The following is a 23,645-nucleotide window of genomic DNA, read 5'->3' as shown; positions in this document are numbered from 1 at the left end:
TTGCATCTATCCCGACTGAAAACGCGAAGGCGCGTAGGGTGACATATCGAAGTTCGGTCTCCGCCCGGAGATCATCTGGGCCAGCATCCGGCCCGTTTTCGGCCCGCCCGTCAACCCCACATGGTGATGGCCAAATCCCATGAACGCGCCACGCATGACCGGCGATTCTCCGATAACCGGGATGGAATCCGCCGGTGCCGGGCGATGCCCCAGCCATTCGGTCTTGTGCTTCCAGCTTATCCCGGGAATGGCCGCCCTGATGTTTTTCTCCAGAAGCGCCAGCGGCGCCTTTGACGGCGGCGCATCCAGCCCGCCGAATTCAACGATGCCGGCAAGCCGCAGCCGGCCGTCCATCGGCGTGGCGACGAACTTGCCCGACGCAATCATCACCGGCGACCGCGGCATGATATTGGGCTCCCAAAGTTCCAGATGGTAACCGCGCTCGCTTTCCAGCGGCACCTTGAGGCCGAGCTGCCGTGCCAGAGGCCCGGACCAGACGCCCGCCGCAAGCACCACCGCATCGCAGGCAATCGTTTCACCACCGGCCCGCACGCCGCTGACCTTGCCGCCTTCCTCGATGATGGCCTCGGCATTGCCTTCGATCAAGCGGCCGCCCGACGCCATCACGTGGGCGCCCAGCGCCTTGACATAGGCCCCAGGGTCCGAGATCCGCCCATGATCCCCGAGCCGGACCGCAAAACCCTGCTCCGGTCCGAACGCCGGATCGAAGGACTTGAAGGCAGGCCCCTCCAGTTCCTCCCACTTGAAACCGTGTGCCTTGCGGATTGACCAACCAAAGGCGTCGCCTTCAAAATGCGCGCGGTCACGGTAGAGGAACAGGTAATCGTCCGGCTTGACCCAGGCTTCTGCGCCGGTGCCGGCCGAGAGCGCCTGGTGCTCGCTCAAGCTGTCGCCGACCAAGGGCGCCATCGCGGCGGCTATGCGTTTTGTATCGGCGGCATTGGCATGGCCGAGATATTTGATCAGCCAGGGCGCCAGTTTCGGCAGGTAGGACCACTTGAGAAACAGCGGCTGGCCCGGATCAAACAGCATTCCCGGCGCCTTGCGCAGCAGGCCCGGCGTGGTCACAGGCACAATCGAGCACGAGGCCAGCACGCCGCCATTGCCGTAGCTCGCGCCTTCGCCGATCCCCTTGCCGTCAATCAGGATAACCTTGTGCCCGTCGCGCTGCAGCCAGATAGCAGTGGAAACCCCGACGATCCCGGCGCCGATGATGGCGATGGTCTTGCTGCCGTCATTCTTGCCAGCACTCATGCCACCCACTCCGAAACAGGCGCCGCAGCCTCATGCAGCGGTTGCGATATGACATCGACCAGCGTCGGTCCGTCATGGACCAGCACCTGGCGCAGGACCACCTCCAGTTCGCCAGGGTTTTCAACCCGCCAGGACTTGACGCCGAACGCATTTGCCACGGCGGCATGGTCGGTGCGGTTGAAATCGACATTGTAGAAGCGCGCGCCAAAGCCGGCCTTCTGCCCGGCCTTGATCCAGCCGAAGGTCGCGTTGGAAAACACGATGCAGGTGATCGGCATCCGGTAGCGCAACAGCGTTTCCAGTTCACCGCAGCAGAATCCGAACGAGCCGTCTCCCATCACCGCGACCGTCTTTACGGCCGGCCGGCCGACATGCGCGCCCATTGCGGCGGCGAGCGCATAGCCGAGCGCGCCATGCGCGCGGTTGGTGATGAAATTGCGCCCGGCGCGGGGCCAGCGGTAATGTGCCGAGAAGTAAGGACACGGCGTTCCCGGATCGGCCACGACGATGGCGTCGTCATCGAGCAGCCCGGCAAGCGTCGCCACAACCCGTTCCGGCCGGATCGGGGTTTCATTGCTCGCAGCCAGCGGCGCAAAATCTCCAAGCTTGGCGTCCCACGCAGCTTTCGCCCGACGAACACCCTCCTGTGCGATCAGACCTGTCTCGGCCTCCAGCGCATCGGCAAGAGCCGCAAGCGCCAGCCGCGCATCGGCGCAGATGGCAACCGCTGTCGGATAGTTGGCGCTGATCACCATGGCATCGCTGTCGATGTGGATGATGGTCTTGTCCTTGCCAGGCGACCGCCAGCGCTCGGTGGTGACCGACCCCGCGCGGCAACCGATGAACAGGACCACATCGGCGCTGTCGACGACAGCGCGCGTGGCCGGATTGCCGCCGTTCGAGCCGACGACGCCCACCGCCAGCGGATCGGTTTCGGCAATCGCTCCCTGCCCCGAAACGGTGGTCGCAACCGGCAACTCGATGAGATCCGCAAGCCGCCTGAGTTCGGCAAAAGCCCCGGCGATGATCGGTCCGCCGCCACAGATCGCCACCGCCGATCTTGCGGCCTTCAGGATCTGCACCGCTTCCGCGATGGCGTCCGGATCCGGACCTGCGGGCTCGGACGGGTAGCTGCAATGCCGCTCCTCGGCCCATATCTCCGCGGGATCTGTCTCCGACTTCTGCGTATTGAATGGCAATGCCAGATGCACCGCGCCCGGCCGGCCGGTTGTCATCGCGCGGAACGCCTGACGGACCATCGCCGGCAACCGCGCCGCGTCATCGAGCGACGCATTCCACTTGGTCACCGGACGAAACAGCGCCGTCTGGTCGAGTTCGGTCAGCGGATAGCGGCCGCGCGAGGTGGTGGCGACGTCGCTGGTGATCGCCAGCACCGGAATGGAACTCTCGTTGGCCTCGACGACACCGGGCAACATGTAGGTCGCCCCGCCTCCCGACGGACCTTCGCAGACGCCGGGCTTTCCGGTGACGCGGGCATAGCCGTCCGCCATATAGGCGGCATGCCGTTCGTCGCGGGTGAGAAAATGCCTGATTCCGTGGTCCTGACGCGCAAGCACGTCATACAGCGGCAGGCTGGTATCGCCGCAAAGACCGAACACATCGGTCACCTTGTAGGCCTTAAGCATCCGGACCAGGGCTTCGGCGCCAACCAGCTGGTTTGTCGACTGTTGCACCAACGCCTGCCCTGCTCTTGACCGCCCCGAAGCGGGCATCTTGTGAAGCCGGCGAAGCTGTGTCAACAGATTCCCTTGGACCGGCCGGATCTATCGGTTTGATTCAGCGAAAGGAATGCAGCTTGAGCGCGAAGGTCAAAGGCGGCAAGTCGATTTACGGCGCATCGGTCGGCATCCTCATGCTGGATGCCCGCTTCCCGCGCATCCCGGGCGACATCGGCAACGCCACCACCTGGCCGTTCCCGGTGCTTTACCGCGTGGTTCGCAATGCAACGCCCGATCTCGTGGTGCGGCAGGGCGCCGCCGGCACCCTGGACGCCTTCATCGAGACCGCCCGTGACCTCGTACGCGACGGCGCCGACGGCATCACCACCAATTGCGGGTTCCTGTCCCTGTTCCAGGAGGAACTCTCCTCCGCCCTGCAGGTCCCGGTGGCAACATCCTCTCTCATGCAGGTTGATCTGGTCAATCGGCTGCTGCCGCCGGGCAGACGAGCCGGCATCCTGACCATTTCCGCTTCCACACTCACGCCCCGTCACCTCGAGGCAGCGGGAGTGCCTGCCAACACACCGGTCGGCTCAACCGAAGGCGGCAGGGAATTCACCCGCGCAATCCTTGGCAACGAACTCGAGCTTGATGTCGACCTGGCCCGCCAGGACAACATGGAGGCAGCCATGGCCCTGTGTGCCGCGCATCCCGATGTCGGCGCCATCGTGCTCGAATGCACCAACATGGTCCCCTATGCGGCCGATATGAGGATGGCGACCGGCGTGCCCGTCTTCTCCATGGAAACCTTCGTCAGCTGGTTCCAGTCAGGACTGACGCCGCGCCGCTACTGACGAAAACGGCGCCTGGTCGCGGCCAATGGGCGGCCATTGGAAAACAGCGGCGCCTCGACAAGGTGAAGTGTAAATCTCGGCGCCGCCGAATCGATTGCTGTGTTGACCGGACAGCACGACATGATTCCCAGAAAAGCTCATGTAAAACCCGCGCCGCATCCTAAAGTCTAATGACGAAGCAAATACTCAGCAGCATCGGCTGCAGACAGCCGGCATGCAGACCAGCTCCGCAAAAAATGCCGAAACCCGTAAAAAAGTACCCGCCTATTTGCAACACGGGTCGGATTCCATGCCGTCAAAGCGATTTTCAACGCGTCATGGGGCATGATTTGCCTCATCCTGCGGCTCTTGCAAGCGCCTGCCTGTACCACACAATCGGCAAGCACAGGCATTGGTTTGCATGAATATACAATAGTCTAATGGCATCGGAGCCCCGGCCATGTTTGTTTAAAGACTGCTATTAGCGTAGCTATGGTGGCAAGGCTGGGAGGCCTTGCACATTCCACTCCAGGGAGGATTTTATGTCGAAATTCCAATTGAATCGCCGTTCGCTTATCAAGTCGGGCGTTGCCGTCGGCGCCGGCCTTGCGCTGCCGACCATCTTCACGAGCTCGGCTCGCGCCTATCTCAATGAGCCGAAGGGCGACACCGTCACCTTGGGCTTCAACGTTCCGCAGTCGGGCCCCTACGCAGACGAAGGCGCAGACGAGCTTCGTGCGTTCGAGCTTGCGGTCGAACACCTCAACGGTGGCGGCGATGGCGGCATGCTCAACACCTTCAGCTCGAAGGTTCTCGATGGCACCGGCATCCTGGGCAAGAAGGTCGGCTTCGTCTCCGGCGACACCCAGACCAAGTCGGACGCCGCACGTGCATCTGCCAAGTCGATGATCGAAAAAGACGGCGCCATCATGATTTCGGGCGGTTCGTCCTCCGGCGTCGCCGTGGCTGTTCAGGCGCTGTGCCAGGAAGCCGGCATCATCTTCATGGCCGGTCTGACCCATGCCAACGACACCACCGGCAAGGACAAGAAGGCCAACGGCTTCCGTCATTTCTTCAACTCCTATATGTCGGGTGCAGCCCTTGCGCCGATCCTGGCCAAGGAATACGGCGCCGACCGCAAGGCCTACCACCTGACCGCCGACTACAACTGGGGCTACACGACCGAGCAGGCTGTTCGTGAATCGACCGAAGCCCTTGGCTGGGAAACAGTGAATTCGGTGCTGACGCCGCTCACTCAGACCGACTTCAGCTCCTACATCGCTCCGGTTCTCAACTCCGGCGCAGACGTGCTCGTTCTCAACCACTACGGCGGCAACATGGTCAACTCGCTGACCAACGCGGTCCAGTTCGGCCTGCGCCAGGCAGAGGCCAACGGCAAGAAGTTCGAAATCGTGGTGCCGCTCTATTCCGAGCTGATGGCCCGCGGCGCCGGCAAGAACATCGCCGGCATCCTCGGGTCGCAGAACTGGGACTGGAAACTCGAAAACGAGCTTGGCGCTCGCTATTCGGGCACCAACGCCTTCGTCAAGTCGTTCGGCGAAAAGTACGGCTTCCCGCCCAGCCAGGCTGCACATACCTGCTATGTCCAGACCATGCTGTATGCGGATGCGGTTACACGCGCCAAGTCGTTCGACCCCTGCGCGGTGGTCGAGGCCCTCGAAGGCTTCGAGTTCGACGGTATGGGCAACGGCCCGACCCTCTATCGTGCAGATGACCACCAGTGCTTCAAGGACGTGGTCGTGGTGCGCGGCAAGGAGAACCCCGAGAACGAATTCGATCTCGTGGAAATCGTTGAGGTCACCCCGGTCGAGCAGGTCACCTACGCGCCTGACCACCCGCAGTTCGCCGGTGGCGACCTGGGCGCCTGCAACTCCGGCGCCTGATCTCAAAAGGTCAGTTAAGGAAAACAACCGGTTGCGCCGCTCGCGGCGCAGCCGGCTAGACTACGATATATGCCCCACCCAGCGACTCCTTGAAAGGTGGAACCGATGGACGCCATCATCCTTCAAATTCTGAACGGTCTGGATAAGGGCAGCGCCTATGCGCTGATTGCCCTGGGACTGACCTTGATCTTTGGCACCTTGGGCGTGGTCAACTTTGCCCACGGCGCGCTGTTCATGCTGGGTGCATTCTGTGCCGTCACGCTCTCCCGGATCCTGTCGCTCTCCCACGTCGTGATCGATGAGTCGCGAAAGGACTTTCTCGGCAACCCGATGAAGGTCGAAGTGCCCTACCTCCATGAATGGTTCGGCCCGGAAGTCGGCGCCACGATCATAGATTGGTCGGTGCCCTTGTCGATCCTGTTTGCCATTCCGGTGATGATCCTGATCGGTGTGATCATGGAGCGCGGTCTGATCAAGCACTTCTACAAGCGCCCCCACGCGGATCAGATCCTGGTCACCTTTGGTCTCGCCATCGTGCTGCAGGAGATCATCAAATACTATTACGGGGCAAACCCCATCCCGACGCCGGCCCCCGAAGCCTTTGCCGGCTCCTTCGACTTCGGTGTCCTCATCGGGTTCGATGCAAACTCCATCATCTATCCCTACTGGCGGCTGGTCTATTTCGGCTTTGCCATGGTTCTTGTTGCCGCCGTCTTCTCCTTCCTGCAATTCACCACCTTCGGCATGGTCGTTCGTGCCGGCATGGCCGACCGTGAAACAGTTGGATTGCTCGGCATCAACATCGACAAGCGCTTCACCATCATGTTCGGCATCGCAGCAGCTGTCGCGGGATTGGCCGGCGTCATGTACACCCCGATCAATCCTCCAAACTACCATATGGGTATGGATTTTCTGGTTCTTTCCTTTGTCGTGGTCGTTGTTGGCGGTATGGGCAGCCTTGGTGGCGCCGTGGCCGCGGGCTTCCTGCTGGGCGTTCTGGAGAGCCTTGCCTCGATGGGTTGGGTCATCGACCTGGTCCCGGGGATCAACCAGATCATCATCTATCTCGTTGCCATCGTCATTCTGCTCACACGCCCGCGTGGCCTGATGGGTCGCAAAGGCGTGATGGAGGAATAAGCCATGCTTGGATTGAACACAAAAGACACTCGCCTGCTGCTGCTTGTCATCGCGCTGACTATGCTGGCTCCCTTCCTGCTCAACCCCTTCCCCGTTGACTCGGAGCTTGCCCAGTTCAACGCCGGCTATCCGGACCTGATGCAGCGTTTCGTGATCTTCGGGATTTTTGCCATCGGCTTCAATATCCTGTTCGGGCTGACTGGTTACCTCTCCTTTGGTCACGCAGCGTTCCTCGGAGTTGGCTCCTACGCGGCAATCTGGATGATGAAGCTTCTGACCATGAATGTGATCCCGGCAATCATCATGTCGGTGATCTTTGCAGGTCTGTTTTCGCTGCTGGTTGGCTGGATCAGCCTGCGCCGTTCGGGCATCTACTTCTCCATCCTGACACTGGCCTTCGCCCAGATGTCCTACGCACTGGCCTATTCGGTGCTCACACCGATCACCGGCGGCGAGACGGGCCTCCAGGCCAAGATCAGCGATCCGCGGATCCTGGACAGCAATGCCGGCGAATTCGGTCGCGCCAACCTGTTCGGCCTCCAGATGAGCGAAAATGTCAGTCTCCAGGTCGGAGGATGGGATTTCACCTTCAACGCCGGTTACTATGTAGCCGCCTTCATGATGATCATCAGTTTCTACATTGCCATCCGCATCTTCCGCTCGCCATTCGGCATGATGCTGCGCGCCATCAAGAGCAACCAGCAGCGGCTCAACTATACGGGTCTCAATTCACGCCCCTACACGCTCGCAGCCTTCGTTATCTCGGGCATGTATGCCGGTCTGGCCGGCGGTCTGATGGTGGCAATGGATACCCAGGTCGGGCCGGAACGCATGTTCTGGACGGCAAGCGGCGAGGTCGTGCTGATGACGATCCTTGGCGGCGCCGGCACGCTGATCGGACCGGTCCTTGGCGCAGGCATGATCAAGTACATGGAAAACATTGTCTCCAAGATCAACGATACGATCCTGCATCAGTGGTTTTCCTTCATGCCCGACGGACTGGAAGATTTCGTCGTCACCGTGATCCATCCCTTCATCGGCAAGGGCTGGCACCTGACGCTGGGCATCGTCTTCATGCTCGTCGTGATCTTCCTGCCGGGCGGCCTGATGGAGGGTGGCGAGCGCATCGCCAAGCTCTTCAAGCGCAAGAAGGGCTCCGGTTCCGGCGGCAAGGACCCCGAGCACCACCCCACTCCCAAACCGCACGTAGCCTGAGCTGGAGTCTGAACCATGGGAATTCTAGAAGTTAAAGGCGTCAACAAGCGCTTTGGCGGATTGCAGGCCTTGGGCGACGTGAACCTTGATATTGCCGAAAAATCGGTTCACGCCATCATCGGGCCCAATGGAGCCGGCAAATCGACGCTCTTGAACGTGCTGGTCGGGAAACTGATCCCCGATACCGGAAGCGTGACCTTTCAGGGGCAGTCCGTGCTCGGTCGGACACCATTTCAGATCAACCAGCTGGGCATCAGCCGCGTGTTCCAGACACCCGAGATCTTCACCGATCTGAGCGTCTTGGAAAACATGCTCATTCCCTGCTTTGCCAAGCGCGACGGGTCTTTCCGCTTGCATGCGGTGGAAAGCATCGAGAGCGAGAAGTCGATCATCGAAAAAGCCGAAGCCATGCTGGAAGAAGTCAACATGGCGGCCAAGCGCGACATGATCGCCGGCTCGCTGTCGCGCGGCGACAAGCGCCGCCTCGAGATGGCCATGTGCCTCGTGCAGGAGCCGAAGCTGCTGCTGCTCGACGAGCCGACAGCCGGCATGGCCCGCGCAGACACCAACAACACCATCGACCTGCTCAAGCAGATCCACGCATCGCGCGACATCACGATGGTCATCATCGAACACGACATGCACGTGGTCTTCTCCCTCGCCCAGAGGATCACCGTTCTCGCCCAGGGCACACCGCTGGTTGAAGACATACCCGAGAACATCAAGGGACATCCGAAGGTCAAGGAAGCCTATTTGGGAGAAAGCGCATGACGACGCTGGGAACAGACACGGCCGCGACCAAACCGCGCCCTGATTTTTCGAAGAATGCCAACCAGGCGGCCACCGCACCGGCCTATCTCTCGGTCTATGACCTGCATGCCTATTATGGTGAGAGCTACATCGTCCAGGGCGTCAACTTCAATGTGCACGAAGGCGAAATCCTTGCCTTGCTCGGGCGCAACGGGGCCGGAAAGACCTCAACCCTGCGCGCCATCGCACGCCTCGACAATCCCCAGGTCACCCATGGGGAGATATGGCTTGACCACAAGCCTCTCCACCGGATGACCTCATATGAGGCCGCGACCAACGGCCTGGCACTTGTTCCGGAGGACCGGCGCATCATTGCAGGGCTGACAGTCGAGGAAAACATCCAGCTGGCCCAGATCGCCCCGCCTATCGGCTGGTCGGTGGAACGCATCTACGAACTGTTCCCGCGGCTCGGCGAACGCCGCAAGCAGGAAGGCGTCACGCTGTCGGGTGGTGAGCAGCAGATGTTGTCGATCGGTCGTGCGCTGGCCCGCGACATCAAGGTCCTGCTTCTCGACGAACCGTATGAAGGCCTGGCACCGGTCATCGTTGACGAGATCGAAAAGACGCTCAACATCATCAAGCAGCAGGGCATCACCACGATCCTGGTCGAGCAGAATGCCGTGCGCGCGCTTCAGCTTGCCGATCGTGCGGTCATCCTCGAATCCGGAGGGGTCGTTTACGATGGCACCGCCAAGGAAGTTCTCGAGAACGAGCAGCTGCGACACGACTATCTGGCGATCTAGCCGCGCAGACAGGTCATACCTCGCAACACCTGCAATCGCGCCCTATCGGGCGCGATTTGCGTTTCGGACCACCGCGGACTGAATTGCGTTACAGGTTGATCATGCCGATGCTGGTACCACCGCAGACATAAAGTGTCTGACCGGTGACAAAGCTGCTCGCCGGATCGCAGAAAAACAGGAATGCGTTGCTCACATCATCCACCGAGCCCAGACGCCCGACCGGGATCCTGTTGGCAAGGTCCGCCTCGCGCTCGCTGCCTTTCGGGATGATGCCCCAGAAATTGTCGGTCTGGATCGGCCCCGGCGCCACCACATTGACGGTGATGCCATGCGGCGCCAGTTCCAGCGCCCATGTCCGGGCCATGCCAATCATCCCGGCCTTGGTTGCCGAATAGGCGGTCCGCGTCGGCACGCCGAGTGCCGCACGCGACCCATTGAACATCACGCGGCCGAATTTCTTCGCCTTCATCGATGGCAGGAAGCCCTGCAACAACGTCAGCGCCGAGCCCAAGTGCAGTTGCGACAGACCGGTAATGTCTTCTGGCTTTGCCTCTTCCACGAGATTGGGCCAGATCAGCCCGGCATTGTGGACGAAGTGGGTGACTTTGTGCTCGCTGGCAATGCGGTGGGCAGCCGCCTTGACCGCCTCCGCATCAAGCAGGTCGCATTCGAGGCTGACGAGCCGCTCATGCGTCCACTCGGGCGCATTGCGCGACAGGTTGATCACCGTATAGCCGCGTTCAAGCAGTTTGCCTGCCAGGTCCGCGCCGATCCCCTTGGAGGCGCCGGTGATGACGGCCGTGTACTCGCTCATTTGGTCTCTCCAGAACCTGATCCAGCCGGCACCAGCGCCAGCACCCGGAGCGGACTGCCGGTGCCGCCCTTGATCTTCAGCGGCGGCGCGATCAGCATCGCCCCCTTGGGCGGCAGGCGGTCGAGGTTGGAAAGACACTGAAGCCCGTACTTCCCCGCCCCGTGCAGCAGATAATGCGCCGGATAGGGCGGCACGTAATGCGCGCCCTGCCCAGCATCGGTCCCGACAGTCTCGGTACCAAACCCGCGGATGTTGCGCTTCAGCAGTGTCTCGATCGCCGCCGGAGTGGGCCCGGGTGAATGCGGCCCGTCGTCCGCCATATTGAGATACTCGGCACCGCGCCGTTTCGACCAGTCGGTGCGCATCAGCACCCAGTTGTCGGCCGGAATTGGGCCGTGTTCGGCTTCCCACGCATCGATGATCTCGGGCGTAAGCTCAAAATCATCGTTACTCGCAGCGCCCTCGGAACAATCGATCACCACCACCGGTCCGACAAAAACCGAGGGATCGATCTCGTCGACCGCACCATTGGCGACATCGCGGCCCGAGACCCAGTGGATCGGCGCATCGAAATGCGTGCCGGTGTGCTCGTTCATGGAAATGTTGTGCCATTTCCAAGCCGGCCCGCGGCCGTCATAGGCCGAGACTTCCTCCATCCGGAACCGCGCACACTGACCGAACTCCGGCGGCAGCACGATCACCGGAAAATCCGGATCCAGCGTGTGGGTGAGATCGACAATCTCGACCGTACCGCCTGCAAGAGCCGACGCAAGCTGATCAAGTGGATTGCTCATCAGGCGCCTCCCGCAAGTTCACGTTCCAGAACCTTGGGATCACGCCGCCAGCGCTCCTCCAGATCCTTTGCGACATCGCCGCAATACACATCCTCGAGCCCTTCGCAGAGCGCTTCGACGATGGACATGGCGAGCGCCTTCGGCGCCACTTTCGGCGGCGGCAGCGGCTGATGCCATTCATCGTCGGTCGGCCCGGCAAAGACATTGATCATCCTGAGACCCGAAGCGCGGAACTCGGCCCTCAGCGTCTGGCTGATCGACAGCGCCGCCGCCTGGCTGGCCGAAAACGCGCCATACTGCGGGTCTGCCGACAAGGCATGCACCGACAGGAGGTTGACGAAGGCAACGGCCGAATTGACACCGTCAGCGGTGCGCGACGCCATGCCTGGACCGAAGGCCTGCGCCAGCCGCATCAGCCCCAGCGCATTGATCTCGAACTCCTCGCGCGCAAACACCGTGTCGGAGCCGAGCACCCCACCGGGCCGCACATGCCGCGCGGTGTTGATCAGGATATCGGTCTTGCCGCCGATCTCGGCAGCCAGTCTCTTCACCGAGGACGGATCGGAGACATCAAGCGGCATCACCGAGACCTTGTCGAGTCCGGCAATCGCCGCATGATCGGATCCACGCCGCCAGCTTTCGGATTCGCCGACGAAGATCTGCGAGGCCCCGGCCTTGAGCAGCGCCTCGATCAGCGGCCGTGTTGCAGGAGACCTGATGTCGGTGATCAGCACCCGCCGGTGTTTGGGATGCGCGGTGAGCTCGCGCAATTGCGGATCGTCCGCCATGTCGGGACTCCTTTCCTGAGGCAGAGCGATCATCACACCCTGCCCGGCCTTGTCGAGCTTGAGATCCATAAGAACGATGTCGCCCCGCCCCACATCGCCGTGCAGGTGGCACAAAACAGTCGGTCCGGCCGAAAGCCGCACCAGACCGGAACGCCAGGGCAACCGCTCGCGATAATAGGGATCAGGCGACACGTTAATGCGGGTTTCGGCGATCACCGTGCCTTCCCTCGGTGTCTTGCGCCAGGCAAGATCGACCGAGAGACAGGCGCAGCATGCATCGCGCGGTGGATACTGGACAGCGCCGCATTCCTGGCAATGCTGCAGCGAGAACGCCCCGCGCGCCGCAGCAGCAGTCAGCCCCAGCGCCGCCCGCGAGCGCATCTGCGGCGGCAGCGTGGGCACCATCTGGCGCAACTGCGGGTTTTTCTTTTTCGGCGGCAGAAGCTTGTCGGTCATACGCCATCCCCTGTCAGGATCGCTGCCGAGGAGCACAGGCCACGGTCGTAGTTGATCATCCCGAAGCCAGACACCATCGCGGTCCGGGCCTTGGCAACCTGCGTGCCGCCAGCCTGGCCGGTCACCTGCCTTATCGCCTCGACCAGCCCGAGATACCCGCCGGCGGCCCCCGCCTGCCCGGCAGACAATTGCCCGCCCGAGGTGTTGTGCGGAAAATCGCCGGTGATCGTCAGATCGCGCGCGCGCACGAACCGCGCGCCCTCTCCCTTGGCGCAAAAACCCAGATCCTCGAACTGCATCATCGAGATCACCGGGTAATCGTCATAGGTCTGCAACAGGTCGATGGATTCCGGCCCGCAGCCCGCCATTTCATAGAGTTCATCGATATCCATTGCCCAGCCGCCGCGCAGCTGGATCGGATCTTCGGGAAAGGCGTTGTGGCGCTCGATCGTTGCAGAAATACGGGCATAGGCAAGGCCGCGGCTTTGCGCTTCGTCCTCGCGCATCACCAGAAAACCTTCGGCACCGGCGCAGGGCATGACGCAGTCAAACAGCCCGAACGGCTCGGAAATCGGCCGGGCGGAAAGATACTGCTCCAGCGTCAGCGGCGCCTTCATAATGGCATTCGGGTAGTGCAGCGCATTGGCCCGCTGCGCCACCGCGATGCGGCCGAAATCCTCACGCGTCACACCATACTCAGTCATGTAGGCATCGGCGATCAGCGCAAAACTGGCGTTCGGTCCGCCGGATCCATAGGGATAGGACGCATCCATCGCAAAGCGCGAAAACGACGACAGGAGCTGGCGAAAGCTGTCGATCCGGTTGGCATCGCCGGCAATGCAGGCCACCACATCAGCGTCACCGGCCTGTACCGCGCGTGCCGCCCGCCTCAGCGCCACCACCCCGCTCGCCCCGCCCATCGGAATGCTGTCGAGCCATCGCGGACTCAGCCCCAGATGCTGGGTCAGCCCCACCGGCGTATCGGGAAACAGCGTGAAACTCGAGACCGAAAACCCGTCCAGCTGGCGCGGCGAAAGGCTCGCCACCTCGAGCGTCTGCTTGAGCGCGCGCGCGATCCACCAGTGTGCGGTTTCCTGGGAATAGCGGACATAGGGCACCGAGACAGGCGCGGTCAGAACCACCCCGTCGTAACTCTGCCGCTTCACGCTGCCGTCCGCTTCTTCATGCCGCGAGTGTCTACCGTTGCAGGGTCCTGCACAAGCCTTTCGGCAAGCTCCTTGAGCTCACGGCGCTGGATCTTCTGCGTCGATGTCAGCGGCAGGGCGTCGACAAAGGCGACATAGCCCGGCGCCTTGTAATAGGCGAGCTGCCCCAGGCACCAGCCGACAATATCGAGAGCCAGCGCCTCGCCCGGCTCACCCTCGACCTTGAGGCAGGCAAACACCTCGTCTCCGCGCACCGGATCGGCCACCGCCGCGACCGCGGCAGCCTTGACCGCCGGATGCCGCATCAGCGCCGATTCGACTTCCACCGCGGCGATGTTTTCGCCCGAACGCCGGATCACGTTCTTCTTGCGGTCCACAAAGAACATCGAGCCATCGGCTTCGCGGCGAACAATGTCGCCGGTGTGAAACCAGCCATCCGTCCAGGCTTCATCGGTGGCTTCCGGGTTTTTGAAATAGCCGGCGAAGAAGCCGCGACGGGGATCCCTGCCCTCTCGCCGGACCAGCAACTCGCCCGGACCAGCCTGGCTGACATATCCGTCTGCATCAACGATCCGCACCTGAAGTTCGGCTCCCGGTTTGCCCAGACAGCTTTCGCCAACCCGGCGCGGCAACTGGTTGGCGCAAATCACGGCACCCGCGCCGGTCTCCGTCATGGCCCAGGCCTCGACCAGTGGAAAGCCGAAGCGCGCCTCGAAACCCGCATGGAGCTTTGGATCGACACCCGCCCCGAACCCGAACCGGACCGAATGGTCCCTGTCTGCCGGATCCTCTGCCGCGCCCATCAGCATCGACGGCATGACGCCGAGATAATGCAGGCATGTCGCCCCGCTTTCGCGCACGCACCGCCACCAGCTCGACGGGTGAAACCGGTCAAGCACTGTCAGGCAGCCACCGACCGCGACCATCGCCATGAAGGAATAGGCCATGGCGTTCATGTGAAAGATCGGCAGCGGCGTGATCATCCGCTCGCCATTGGGGGTAAGCGCGCACAGCCCACCCGCATTGGCGTACCAGCGCCCGGCTTCGAGAAAATAGGTATTGGTGAGAATGCATCCCTTCGGATTGCCCGTGGTGCCGGAGGTGTAAAGCAGCGCCGCTTCCATTTCCTCGCCAACAAGTGCTTCACCGGTCTCGTCTTCCCTGAGCGCAACGGGGCCCGCTGTTCCGGGTTGGGGCACCGCATCGCCCGGCGCGATCACCGGAACCGAAAGCCCAGCATCGCTGGCTGCGGCAGCAAGTTCTTCGCAGCGGTTCGCAAGTCCGACAATCAGGGAGGGCTCGGAATGGCCGGCCATATAGGTAAGCTCCGAGTGCCTGAGATCCGGATTGACCGGAACCACCGAGGCGCCGATCCGGTTCAGCGCCAGCAGCCAGACAAAGAACTGCGGACGGTTTTCGAGCAGCAGCATGACCCGGAAACCGGGGCTGTAGCCTTTCTGCTGCAGGGAAGCCGCCAGTTCCGTGACCTGCTCCTGCACCTGCCGGTAGCTTACCTCGCCGGGTTCGATGCCGTAGATTCCGGCAGTCTCCGCCATGATGTTGAACACAGGACGGTCCTGATAAAGCCCGGCGGTGGCGGCAAAAGCCTGCCAGATGGTCTGGGTCCCCGGCTCGATCATGGCAGCAGCTGAATATTGCGGAAGGCCGCGTCGCAATTGAGGATATCGACCCGCTTGTTGGCGATCCGGAGCTTTCCGTCAACCAGCGCGAGATCATGCCGCGCCGTCAGCGCCAGCAGGAACTGCTCGTCGAGCCGGGTCTCGACATAATGCATGAAGGTCTTGGTCACGAAGGTTCCGGCGGCCTCATCCATCTCGTCAACGAACGGACGCTGGATGACGTGATGACACCGGCTCTTGGGCTTTTGCGAGAATGTCCGGGCGCCGTTCAGGCGCTCGACCCGCAACTTCAGCATGAACAGATCTTCATACATCAGCGAAGTAACATTGATCGGATCGGTCTGGTTGTAATCGAGCGGCATCCAGTAGTGGCCGTCCTTGAGCCACAGCGCGAGCCATTCGTCATAGCGCCCTTCATCAAGCATCCGCGCTTCATCGTAGATGAAGTCGATCAGCTGGTCCTTGGACACACTCATTCCGCCGCCTCCCGCACATCATCCATGTCACAGGTCATGAACCTGACCCAGGCATCGAACTGGTTGCGCATCTGCCGCTCGGTGGTTCCGTTCTCGACCTTTTCCTCGCTGAAGTCCTCATCCTCCTCGTAAAGCCGCTGGATGTTGACCCACTCAAGCCCGTCGGACTGCAGCCCTTCCTGCGCCCGCTCGTACATTTCCAGATCGTCATGGCCGACGATCGAGGTCGGCGCATTGATCATGCGGTTGTACATCGCGGTGCGCGCGGTCAGTTGCTCGGGCCCGTCGACCAGGCGGTAGATGTAGCTTTCCACCAGCGTCTTGTCGGCGGCCAGCGGGATGAACACCCTGAGCTGCTGGATCGGCCCCTTGATCATGATGTTGGGGAAATAGACCGTGTTGTGACGGTTCTCATCAAGGATCGCCTTGGCCTTCTCCTCGCCATAGGCCTCGACCATCTTCTCCATGTATCCAGGGATGGCCGAATAGTTCGAATGGATCGAATGATGCACCCCGGTGTGGCCATGGCCGTTCGGCCAGGTCCGGATGCCCATGTTCTCGAAGAACTCGTAGGGTGACATGAACGGCGCGATGATTTCCATCGCCGGCGGCAGCGGCGATCCTTCCGGCATGTCGAGCTCTTCCCAGAGCTTGACCGCGGTACCGGCCGAACTCTCGTGCGCCACCATCGGATGGCAGGTGTCGGTCTGGTTCTCGACCAGCATTTTCCAGTTGCAGTGATGCATGTATCTGAGCGGCGGCCCGGCGACCTCGAGCCTGCCCGCTGGCGAGCGGTCGACCATGTTGTCGATCGAGGAAAGCGAATCGCCGAAGAAATCCTCGAACGAGATGCCGGTCTCGGCCAGGCGGCAGAAGATGAAGCCGCGGTAGTTCCTGACGTCACCGACGGCCCGCATGCCTTTCTTGCTGTCGCTGTTTTCAAAGCCGGTGTTTTCGTAGCCCTTTTTCAACGGGATCGCCAGCAGGCAGCCATCGGTCTTGAACGACCAGGCATGATAGGGACAACGGAAGAACTTGCCGGTGTTTCCGGCCCGGTCGATGACGATCTTGGTACCCTTGTGCGGGCAGCGGTTGTGCAGCACATGCACTTCGCCGTCACTGTGACGCACCTGGATCACCGGCTGGTCGCCGACTTGCGTGGAAAAATAATCGCCCTTTTTCGGCGTCTGGCTTTCATGGCCGACAAACACCCACGCATTGGCGAACAGGTGCTTCATCTCGAGCCGGTAGACCTCCTGATCGATGTAGACGTCGCGATGGACTTCGTTGCCGCGATACAGCGCCCTGATCGCCGCCGGATTTCCTGCATATCGTCCCATGAATACCTCCCCTAAAGATCAAGCACGAGACGGGCGGACTTCGCCCGGCTCACGCATATCTGCATCACCTTGCCTTCGGCCTTCTCGGCATCGCTGAGCACCACATCACGGTGATCCGGCAGGCCCTCGATGACATCCGTCTTGCAGATCCCGCAATCACCGCGCAGGCAGTCATGGATGAGATCGACGCCTCCCGCCTCGAGCACATCGATGATCGTCTTTCCCGGCGGGATCTCGAAGACTTCCCCGGTCGCGTGAACCTCGACTTCGAACGCTGTGTCACCGGCCTGCTCTGCCGCCGATGTAAACAGCTCGAAATGGATCCGGTCCGCGGAGACCCCGGCCGCCTCCATCGCCGACTTCACCGCATCGATCATGCCTTTCGGTCCGCAGACATAGACATGCTCTTCAGCGCTCACCGACGCTGACATGCTGCCGATATTCAAAGCCTTTTCAGGCTGGTCATCGAAATGCAGTGCCAGGTGATCGCCGAATGCCTTTTCCAGCTCATCCCTGTAAGCCATCACAGCACCGGTCCGGCCGGTATAGTGAAACCGGAACCCGGTTCCCGACTGCCTGAGTGCCGTAGCCATGCTGATCATCGGCGTGATGCCGATGCCGCCGGCGATCAGCAGGGCCGGCTTGGCCGCAACAAGCGGAAAATCATTGCCTGGTGGCAGCGCCAGAACCTCGTCGCCGGGCGCAAGCTCATGCATGTGCCGCGATCCGCCGGTGCTCTGCGCCTCGAGCTGGACTGCGAAGCGGTAGCTGGTAATGGCGGAATCAGTTGAAACCGGCTCAAAATCGATCAGCGAATAGGAGCGTTCGCCTGCCGGCAACGCGAACTTGACGTGAGCGCCGGGCGTGTAGCTTGCAAGCGTGCCGCCGTCGCTGCGCACAAATTCCATTTCCCGAATGGATGGCGTCAGCATCCGGGCCGTGGCGAGTTTCAATTTGACCGGTTCAACCAATTCACGGATCTCCTTTGCCAGAAAACATGAATTTTCATATAATTCTTGTCAAGAGGTTTTTGTTGAAGATGCACGTGGGGGATGCGATGAAAGCTCCCCCTGAGAACGCGGAATCCGGATGAGCAACACAATCGACGACCCCAAGGCCCCATTTGTACCCAACTACCTGCTCTATCTGCTGGCGGCGGCGAGCGAGGCGGCAAGCGCGCGCTTTCACAGCCATGTGCGCACGCGCGGGTTGCGCGTGCCCGAGTGGCGCGTGATGGCCTGCCTGACCGACACAGACGGATCCATGGTCACCGAACTTGCGCGCTACGCCATGATCGAACAATCGCGGCTGACCAAGATCATCATACAGATGGATGCCCGCGGATTGGTCACCCGTCGCAGTGATCCGACGGATGGCCGCCGGGTACGGGTGTTTCTCACCCCCCAAGGCAGGGCCCTTGCGGAGGAACTGGTGGCCGACGCCAGAGCACACGAACTGGAATTGCTCAAATCATTCCAGGGCGGCGACGGCTCCGAAATCAAGGATACGCTGCGGGCGCTGATCCGGCACCTCGAGGCTGACCAGCCTAACCAGCCCGGCATCTCCGATTCGCCTGCCAGAGATGCCGCAATCGCAGATTCCTGAAAAAGATGGATAGATGACGTTGCATATTTTTATATGATATTGCATGTTTCTCCTGTCTAGGTCGGCGAACAGACAGCTGACCGTCACCTACCGGGAGGAAGCGCATGCAAAAGATTGGGACCCTATTGGCAAGCACGATGCTGGCAGTTGGATTCTCCGCATCGGCCATGGCCGCGGACATCAACCTGACCATATCGAGCTGGCTGCCGCCATCACATCCGATCAACGTCGATATGCTCGAGGGCCTCGTCGACATGATGGAAGAGGCCACTGACGGCAAGGTCAGCGGCGAGATCAAGATGGGCCTTGCCCCTCCGCCCGCACAGATGGACCTCATCCTTGATGGTGCGGCCGACATCACCATCATCTTCAACGGCTACCAGCCGGGCCGCTTCGTCGGCACGAAGCTGATCGAGCTGCCAGGCTACGAAGGCAATGCGGAAGCCGCTTCCGTTGCCTACTGGCAGGCCCATGAGAAGTATCTGGCCCAGCTTGACGAGTTCAAGGGCACCAAGGTCATTGCGCTGACCACACATGGTCCCGGTCAGATACACTCCAACAAGCCGGTCACCACGCTGGCAGATCTCAACGGCCTCAAGACCCGCCTCGGCGGCGGCGTTTCGGCCGATGTCGGTGCCGAACTCGGTCTTATCGGCATCCAGGTGCCGGCTCCCAAGGTCTACGAGACCCTGTCTTCGGGCGCAGCCGACGCGGTCGCCATGAACATGGGCGAACGCCTGAGCTTCAAGCTCAACGAGGTCGCAAAGAACGTCTACGAGATGCCGGGCGGCTTCTATCGCGGCGCCTTTGCCGTCCTCATGAGCGAAGACAAGTTCAACTCGATGCCTGACGACGTGAAGGCAGCGCTTGAGGAAAAGGTCTTCGGTGAGCCCGCATCGAAGATGATGGGCATTGCCTGGGACGCAAGCGACGACAAGGCGCGCGAGGCCACCATGGCAGCGGGTGACAACACCATCGTCACCGCCAGCGCCGAAGACCAGGCCACGTTCGCAGAAATGGCCGCACGGGTCCGCACCAAGGTGCTTGCCGAGATCTCGGCCCTTGGCATCGATGCCGATGCTGCCGCCGAAATGGTCAAGTCGACAATGGCATCCTACGGCAAGTAACATCGTTGCGGGGGCACGGAACATCCTGCCCCCGCATCCATATCTGCCTGCAAGGAGCCACTGATGAAATCCATCGCCAGATTGCTGAACCGGCTGACGGAGTTGCCGATGCTCCTCGCCGCAGCAACTTTGTTCGTGCTCATGGTGCTGACATTCGCCGATGTCATCATGCGCTCCACCTTCTCCGCTCCCATCGAGGCCGCCACCGAGCTGACCCGCATCGCCATGGCGGTGATCGTTTTCTCGGCGCTGCCTGTTGTTTCAGGGCGAGCCGAGCACATCGTTGTCGACCTGCTCGATCCGCTCTTTCGCCGCGCCGGGATAGAGCGCATCCTCAACGGCCTGATCACCCTGATCTGCGGTGTTTTGCTGATCTGGCCGGCCATGCGCTCCTTTGATCTTGCCGCCCGCGCGAAAAGCTATGGCGACCTGACCGAGTATCTCTCGATCCCGGTCTTCTACATCACCTGGTTCATCGCCTTCATGACGCTTGTCACCGCCATCACGATGGCGCTTCGCGGCATGGTCACTCTCTTCAAGCCAGACCTTCTCCGAGGCGCACATGATTGAATCACTCATCGGTTTTGCCGCGGTGCTGCTGCTGGTACTGCTGCGCATGCCCATTGCTTTCGCCATGGCCATCGTCGGCATGGCCGGCATGACCTACGAGACCAATTTCCGGGCGGCGATCTCGCTGGTCTCCCGGCTGATCATCGACACCAGCCAGGATTACGGACTGTCGGTAGTCCCGCTCTTCATCCTCATGGGCCTGTTCGTCAACAAAGGCGGCATCAGCCGCGAACTCTATCAGGTGTCGAACGCCTTTCTCGGCCATTTCCGCGGTGGACTGGCCATGGCCACGATCGCCGCCTGCGGCGGCTTTGCCGCCATTTGCGGCTCATCGCTTGCCACCGCCGCCACCATGTCGAAAGTGGTGATGCCCGAAATGCGCAAGCTCGGCTATTCCGATGAACTCTCATCAGCCTCGATCGCCGCCGGCGGAACGCTCGGGATCCTGATCCCGCCGTCGGTCATCCTGGTGATCTACGGCCTTCTGACCGAGACCTCGATCGGCAAGCTGTTCATCGCCGGCATCATTCCCGGCTTCCTCGGCATCGTGTTCTACCTGATCGCCGTGCAGATCTCGGTTTTCCGCAATCCCGCCGCCGGACCGGCCGGCCGGAAGTTCAGCGTGAAGGAAAAGCTCGAAGCTCTGAGCGGGGTCTGGTCGGTTCTGCTCCTCTTCTTCCTGGTGATCGGCGGCCTCTACGGCGCGCTCGATTTCTGGCCGCTTCATCTGACCTTTTCGCCGACCGAAGCTGCCGGCATGGGGGCAATGGGCGCCTTTCTCATCGCCCTGTTCCGCGGCTCACTGTCGTTCGGTGAGACGATGACCGTGCTCAAGGAAACCGCGATCACCACCGCGCAGCTGTTCAGCGTTCTCATCGGCGCCTGGATTTTCTCCAATTTCGTCAACTACGCAGGCCTGCCCGAGGGCCTCAAGGACATGATCGTCAGCGCTGACCTCTCACCATGGCTGGTCATCACCGTCATCCTCCTGATCTATGTCGCACTCGGCTGCGTGTTCGAAAGCCTCTCCATGCTGCTTCTGACCGTTCCGATCTTCTTCCCCATTGTCACCGGCCTGGGGTTTGACCCGGTCTGGTTCGGCATCGTGGTGGTGGTGGTGACAGAGATCAGCCTGATTACCCCGCCGGTCGGCCTCAACGTCTTCATTCTCAAGAGCGTCGTCGGCGACATCTCGGTCGGGACGATCTTCAAGGGCGTCACGCCATTCTGGATGATGGACATCGTGAGGCTGCTGATCCTTGTGCTGTTTCCCTGGCTGGTGCTGTACCTGCCCTCGCACATGTAGCCTGGGACAGCCGCCGGCAGTGCTGCCGGACCGGCGACGAGGCTGAAAACGGTTGACTCCCCGTGCCTTCAACGAATACCAAAATCTTCAATATTTTTTGGTTTGTTGGAGATCCGGGTGTTCGGTTTCAAGAATGACGATGCGGCGACAGTCGTGCAGTTCATCGCCGAGCACGTTCGCCGGGACATTTCCTTCGGCGTTCTGCCGCCCGATTCCCGGCTGAAAATCGAGGATCTGCGCCAGCGCTATGGCGGCAGCGCCCATTCCTTCCGTGAAGCCCTGACACTGCTTGCCAATGAAGGCATTGTCGAAGCCAGCTCGCAGCGCGGCTTTCGCGTCGCCTCGGCCTCGCAGGCCGATCTCGAGGACGTGACCCGGCTGCGCGCCGAGATCGAAGGCCTCGGCCTCAAATGGTCGATGAAACACGGCGCGGTGCGCTGGGAGGGAGAACTGATTGCGGCCCGCCACGCTGTTGATCGCGCCGACAGAATGGTCATGGACGATATCGATGCGCTGGCGCTGGAATGGGACGAGGCAAACCGCGAATTCCACGCGGTTCTGGTGTCTCGCTGCAATTCGCCGCGACTGATCGAGTTCCAGTCCAGGCTGTTCTTCGAGAGCCGTCGTTTCCGTTTCGCAGTACTCAAGGAACGCGCCATCGAACCCGAACGGTTGAAGGACATGCGCAACCGGCTTGTCGATGCGGTTCTTGCCCGCAACGATCAGCAGGCCACCGAGGCGCTCGAAAGGCTCATCCTTGAGCCTTTTGGCGCACCGGGCAACTAGGTACCGGCGTGCGGGAGGAGTGTCATGCCAGCACGCTGAAACAAGACAACCGACACAAATCGATCAGGGAGGATCACATGATCAGGACGACACGCAGAACCGCACTATCCATGTTTGCCGCCACCGCCATCGGGCTGGTGACCGCAGCCGGACTGTCCACCGCCGCACAGGCCGCCGATGCCATCAAGATCGGCATCCTGTCGCTCACATCGCATTCGCCGAGCATCATCGCCGAGGGCAAGGGCTACTTCACTGAACAGGATCTCGCCGTCGAATTCGTCAGCTTCCAGGCTGCCCAGCCGATGGCCGTGGCAATCGCCTCGGGTGACATCGATTTCGGCATGACCGCCATTTCCGGCGGCCTCATCAGCCTGGCCGAGAAGGGTGCGGTTCGCATCATCGGCGGAGCGCTTCAGGAAACACCCGAGATCTCCGGCCAGAAGATCCTTGCCTCCAAGGCTGCCTATGACGCCGGCCTGACCAGCCCCGACAAGCTTGCAGGCCGTACCTACGGTGTTACCACTGCCGGCTCCTCGTTCCACTACATGGCCCACAAGATCGCCGACAAGTCGGGCTTCGACCGCTCCGAGATCAAGATCACCCCGATGCAGAAGGTGCCGGCCGTAATCGCCGCGCTGAAATCGGGACAGATCGACGCCTGGTCGATCGTCCCCAATATCGCCGGCGCGCTGACCAAGGGTCCTGAAGTGGTCGAGATCGGCAAGGTCTCCGACTACATCGACAACTACCAGGTCACCACGGTCTTCACATCGACGAAGAACGTCACCGAGAACCGTGACCTGGTCACGCGCTTTCTCGCCGGCCTGTCCAAGGGGATCGCCGACTACAACGCTGCCCTGGTCGACAAGACCATGAGTGCCGATGAAGTCGCCGAAATCACCGGCATGGTGCACAAATATGTCTATGCCGACCAGCCGATCGAAAAGGCGGGCCCGCGCATTGCCGCCGGCGCCATGCGCATCAATGCCGGAGCGCAGCTCAACATCGCGAGCATCGAGGACCAGCTGGCCTGGTTCCAGTCCGAGAAGCTCGCGCCCGAAGGCGTGACCATGGCTGATCTCGTCGACACCAGCTTCGTCGAGACCTATTGATCCGCTGACACCAACCCGTCACCATGGCACTTCGCGGCGCAAGCTGCTGCGGAGTGCCTCTTTCGAGCC

22 protein-coding genes are annotated in these 23,645 nt (G+C 61.4%); 12 read left to right on the top strand and 10 right to left on the bottom strand.

Annotated features, from left to right (window positions below; all coding sequences use genetic code 11):
- Positions 1-6: 6 nt before the first annotated feature.
- Both GTW23_RS05030 and GTW23_RS05025 read right to left on the bottom strand, forming a co-directional pair.
- Positions 7-1,275: an NAD(P)/FAD-dependent oxidoreductase gene (locus GTW23_RS05030; RefSeq protein WP_252914858.1), complete on the bottom strand. Its 1,269-nt coding sequence runs from the start codon at positions 1,273-1,275 to the stop codon at positions 7-9.
- Positions 1,272-2,969 (bottom strand): thiamine pyrophosphate-binding protein, encoded by a 1,698-nt coding sequence (locus GTW23_RS05025; RefSeq protein ID WP_252914857.1) that lies wholly within the window; start codon positions 2,967-2,969, stop codon positions 1,272-1,274. Before GTW23_RS05025 ends, GTW23_RS05030 begins: the two co-directional genes overlap by 4 nt.
- A 122-nt stretch (positions 2,970-3,091) precedes the next feature.
- Between GTW23_RS05025 and GTW23_RS05020 the strand changes: the two genes are divergently transcribed.
- From GTW23_RS05020 to GTW23_RS04995, 6 genes are all read left to right on the top strand, one after another.
- Entirely contained in the window at positions 3,092-3,808 is a 717-nt protein-coding gene (locus GTW23_RS05020; protein WP_290128863.1) for an aspartate/glutamate racemase family protein, read from the top strand.
- Between the two features lie 521 nt (positions 3,809-4,329).
- Positions 4,330-5,691 carry a substrate-binding protein gene (locus tag GTW23_RS05015; RefSeq protein WP_152008069.1) on the top strand — a complete coding sequence of 454 codons (1,362 nt, stop codon included), beginning with the start codon at positions 4,330-4,332 and terminating at the stop codon, positions 5,689-5,691.
- A gap of 105 nt (positions 5,692-5,796) precedes the next feature.
- Positions 5,797-6,828: a branched-chain amino acid ABC transporter permease gene (locus GTW23_RS05010; protein WP_152008068.1), complete on the top strand. Its 1,032-nt coding sequence runs from the start codon at positions 5,797-5,799 to the stop codon at positions 6,826-6,828.
- Positions 6,829-6,831: 3 nt separating this feature from the next.
- On the top strand, positions 6,832-8,043 hold the full coding sequence (locus GTW23_RS05005; protein ID WP_152008067.1) for a branched-chain amino acid ABC transporter permease: 1,212 nt from the start codon (positions 6,832-6,834) through the stop codon (positions 8,041-8,043).
- A gap of 15 nt (positions 8,044-8,058) precedes the next feature.
- The gene (locus GTW23_RS05000) at positions 8,059-8,814 is read left to right on the top strand and encodes an ABC transporter ATP-binding protein (protein ID WP_252914856.1); all 756 of its coding nucleotides are present in this window, start codon (positions 8,059-8,061) and stop codon (positions 8,812-8,814) included.
- Positions 8,811-9,596: an ABC transporter ATP-binding protein gene (locus tag GTW23_RS04995; RefSeq protein WP_152008065.1), complete on the top strand. Its 786-nt coding sequence runs from the start codon at positions 8,811-8,813 to the stop codon at positions 9,594-9,596. Before GTW23_RS05000 ends, GTW23_RS04995 begins: the two co-directional genes overlap by 4 nt.
- 88 nt (positions 9,597-9,684) lie before the next feature.
- Here the strand turns inward: GTW23_RS04995 and GTW23_RS04990 are convergent, their stop codons facing one another.
- Genes GTW23_RS04990 through GTW23_RS04955 form a run of 8 tightly spaced genes read right to left on the bottom strand, consistent with a single transcriptional unit; the run spans position 9,685 to position 18,041 of the window.
- A complete protein-coding gene (locus GTW23_RS04990; RefSeq protein ID WP_252914855.1) occupies positions 9,685-10,410 on the bottom strand; it encodes an SDR family NAD(P)-dependent oxidoreductase in 726 nt (241 codons plus the stop codon).
- Positions 10,407-11,204 (bottom strand): cyclase family protein, encoded by a 798-nt coding sequence (locus tag GTW23_RS04985; protein ID WP_152008063.1) that lies wholly within the window; start codon positions 11,202-11,204, stop codon positions 10,407-10,409. The genes GTW23_RS04990 and GTW23_RS04985 overlap by 4 nt, the downstream gene beginning before the upstream one ends.
- Entirely contained in the window at positions 11,204-12,448 is a 1,245-nt protein-coding gene (locus GTW23_RS04980) for an SDR family oxidoreductase (protein ID WP_252914854.1), read from the bottom strand. Before GTW23_RS04980 ends, GTW23_RS04985 begins: the two co-directional genes overlap by 1 nt.
- Positions 12,445-13,614, bottom strand: a complete 1,170-nt coding sequence (locus GTW23_RS04975) for a thiolase family protein (RefSeq protein WP_252914853.1) — start codon at positions 13,612-13,614, stop codon at positions 12,445-12,447. The genes GTW23_RS04980 and GTW23_RS04975 overlap by 4 nt, the downstream gene beginning before the upstream one ends.
- Complete coding sequence (locus GTW23_RS04970; protein ID WP_252914852.1) at positions 13,611-15,254, bottom strand: AMP-binding protein; 1,644 nt, start codon at positions 15,252-15,254, stop codon at positions 13,611-13,613. Before GTW23_RS04970 ends, GTW23_RS04975 begins: the two co-directional genes overlap by 4 nt.
- Complete coding sequence (locus tag GTW23_RS04965) at positions 15,251-15,730, bottom strand: aromatic-ring-hydroxylating dioxygenase subunit beta (protein WP_252914851.1); 480 nt, start codon at positions 15,728-15,730, stop codon at positions 15,251-15,253. The genes GTW23_RS04970 and GTW23_RS04965 overlap by 4 nt, the downstream gene beginning before the upstream one ends.
- A complete protein-coding gene (locus GTW23_RS04960; protein WP_252914850.1) occupies positions 15,727-17,070 on the bottom strand; it encodes an aromatic ring-hydroxylating dioxygenase subunit alpha in 1,344 nt (447 codons plus the stop codon). The genes GTW23_RS04965 and GTW23_RS04960 overlap by 4 nt, the downstream gene beginning before the upstream one ends.
- A gap of 11 nt (positions 17,071-17,081) precedes the next feature.
- Positions 17,082-18,041 carry a PDR/VanB family oxidoreductase gene (locus GTW23_RS04955; protein WP_252914849.1) on the bottom strand — a complete coding sequence of 320 codons (960 nt, stop codon included), beginning with the start codon at positions 18,039-18,041 and terminating at the stop codon, positions 17,082-17,084.
- A gap of 118 nt (positions 18,042-18,159) precedes the next feature.
- Here GTW23_RS04955 and GTW23_RS04950 point away from each other — a divergent pair, with 118 nt between their 5' ends.
- The 6 genes from GTW23_RS04950 to GTW23_RS04925 all read left to right on the top strand — a co-directional run bounded on the left by GTW23_RS04950 (position 18,160) and on the right by GTW23_RS04925 (position 23,576).
- On the top strand, positions 18,160-18,675 hold the full coding sequence (locus GTW23_RS04950; RefSeq protein WP_252914848.1) for a MarR family winged helix-turn-helix transcriptional regulator: 516 nt from the start codon (positions 18,160-18,162) through the stop codon (positions 18,673-18,675).
- A 104-nt stretch (positions 18,676-18,779) separates the two neighbouring features.
- Positions 18,780-19,802: a TRAP transporter substrate-binding protein gene (locus tag GTW23_RS04945; protein WP_252914847.1), complete on the top strand. Its 1,023-nt coding sequence runs from the start codon at positions 18,780-18,782 to the stop codon at positions 19,800-19,802.
- Positions 19,803-19,865: 63 nt separating this feature from the next.
- Entirely contained in the window at positions 19,866-20,372 is a 507-nt protein-coding gene (locus GTW23_RS04940; protein ID WP_252914846.1) for a TRAP transporter small permease, read from the top strand.
- Positions 20,365-21,678, top strand: coding sequence for a TRAP transporter large permease (locus GTW23_RS04935; RefSeq protein WP_152008054.1), 1,314 nt, complete (start codon positions 20,365-20,367; stop codon positions 21,676-21,678). The genes GTW23_RS04940 and GTW23_RS04935 overlap by 8 nt, the downstream gene beginning before the upstream one ends.
- A gap of 117 nt (positions 21,679-21,795) precedes the next feature.
- Positions 21,796-22,464 carry a GntR family transcriptional regulator gene (locus GTW23_RS04930; protein ID WP_252914845.1) on the top strand — a complete coding sequence of 223 codons (669 nt, stop codon included), beginning with the start codon at positions 21,796-21,798 and terminating at the stop codon, positions 22,462-22,464.
- 77 nt (positions 22,465-22,541) lie between these two features.
- Positions 22,542-23,576, top strand: coding sequence for an ABC transporter substrate-binding protein (locus GTW23_RS04925; protein ID WP_152008053.1), 1,035 nt, complete (start codon positions 22,542-22,544; stop codon positions 23,574-23,576).
- Positions 23,577-23,645 lie beyond the last annotated feature (69 nt).

The organism is Parahoeflea alexandrii (assembly GCF_024105735.1).
Taxonomy (GTDB): Bacteria; Pseudomonadota; Alphaproteobacteria; order Rhizobiales; family Rhizobiaceae; genus Hoeflea; species Hoeflea alexandrii.
Note: the sequence above shows the minus strand (reverse complement) of the source record. Positions and strands in the feature narration are given on the sequence as shown.

Coding starts and splice junctions, on each gene's coding strand:
- GTW23_RS04945 (WP_252914847.1), top strand. CDS start 18,780: ATGCAAAAGATTGGGACCCTATTGGCAAGCACGATGCTGGCAGTTGGA.
- GTW23_RS04980 (WP_252914854.1), bottom strand. CDS start 12,448: ATGACCGACAAGCTTCTGCCGCCGAAAAAGAAAAACCCGCAGTTGCGC.
- GTW23_RS05005 (WP_152008067.1), top strand. CDS start 6,832: ATGCTTGGATTGAACACAAAAGACACTCGCCTGCTGCTGCTTGTCATC.
- GTW23_RS05000 (WP_252914856.1), top strand. CDS start 8,059: ATGGGAATTCTAGAAGTTAAAGGCGTCAACAAGCGCTTTGGCGGATTG.
- GTW23_RS04935 (WP_152008054.1), top strand. CDS start 20,365: ATGATTGAATCACTCATCGGTTTTGCCGCGGTGCTGCTGCTGGTACTG.
- GTW23_RS05010 (WP_152008068.1), top strand. CDS start 5,797: ATGGACGCCATCATCCTTCAAATTCTGAACGGTCTGGATAAGGGCAGC.
- GTW23_RS04970 (WP_252914852.1), bottom strand. CDS start 15,254: ATGATCGAGCCGGGGACCCAGACCATCTGGCAGGCTTTTGCCGCCACC.
- GTW23_RS04985 (WP_152008063.1), bottom strand. CDS start 11,204: ATGAGCAATCCACTTGATCAGCTTGCGTCGGCTCTTGCAGGCGGTACG.
- GTW23_RS04995 (WP_152008065.1), top strand. CDS start 8,811: ATGACGACGCTGGGAACAGACACGGCCGCGACCAAACCGCGCCCTGAT.
- GTW23_RS04940 (WP_252914846.1), top strand. CDS start 19,866: ATGAAATCCATCGCCAGATTGCTGAACCGGCTGACGGAGTTGCCGATG.
- GTW23_RS04965 (WP_252914851.1), bottom strand. CDS start 15,730: ATGAGTGTGTCCAAGGACCAGCTGATCGACTTCATCTACGATGAAGCG.
- GTW23_RS04950 (WP_252914848.1), top strand. CDS start 18,160: ATGAGCAACACAATCGACGACCCCAAGGCCCCATTTGTACCCAACTAC.
- GTW23_RS04990 (WP_252914855.1), bottom strand. CDS start 10,410: ATGAGCGAGTACACGGCCGTCATCACCGGCGCCTCCAAGGGGATCGGC.
- GTW23_RS05015 (WP_152008069.1), top strand. CDS start 4,330: ATGTCGAAATTCCAATTGAATCGCCGTTCGCTTATCAAGTCGGGCGTT.
- GTW23_RS04960 (WP_252914850.1), bottom strand. CDS start 17,070: ATGGGACGATATGCAGGAAATCCGGCGGCGATCAGGGCGCTGTATCGC.
- GTW23_RS04925 (WP_152008053.1), top strand. CDS start 22,542: ATGATCAGGACGACACGCAGAACCGCACTATCCATGTTTGCCGCCACC.
- GTW23_RS05030 (WP_252914858.1), bottom strand. CDS start 1,275: ATGAGTGCTGGCAAGAATGACGGCAGCAAGACCATCGCCATCATCGGC.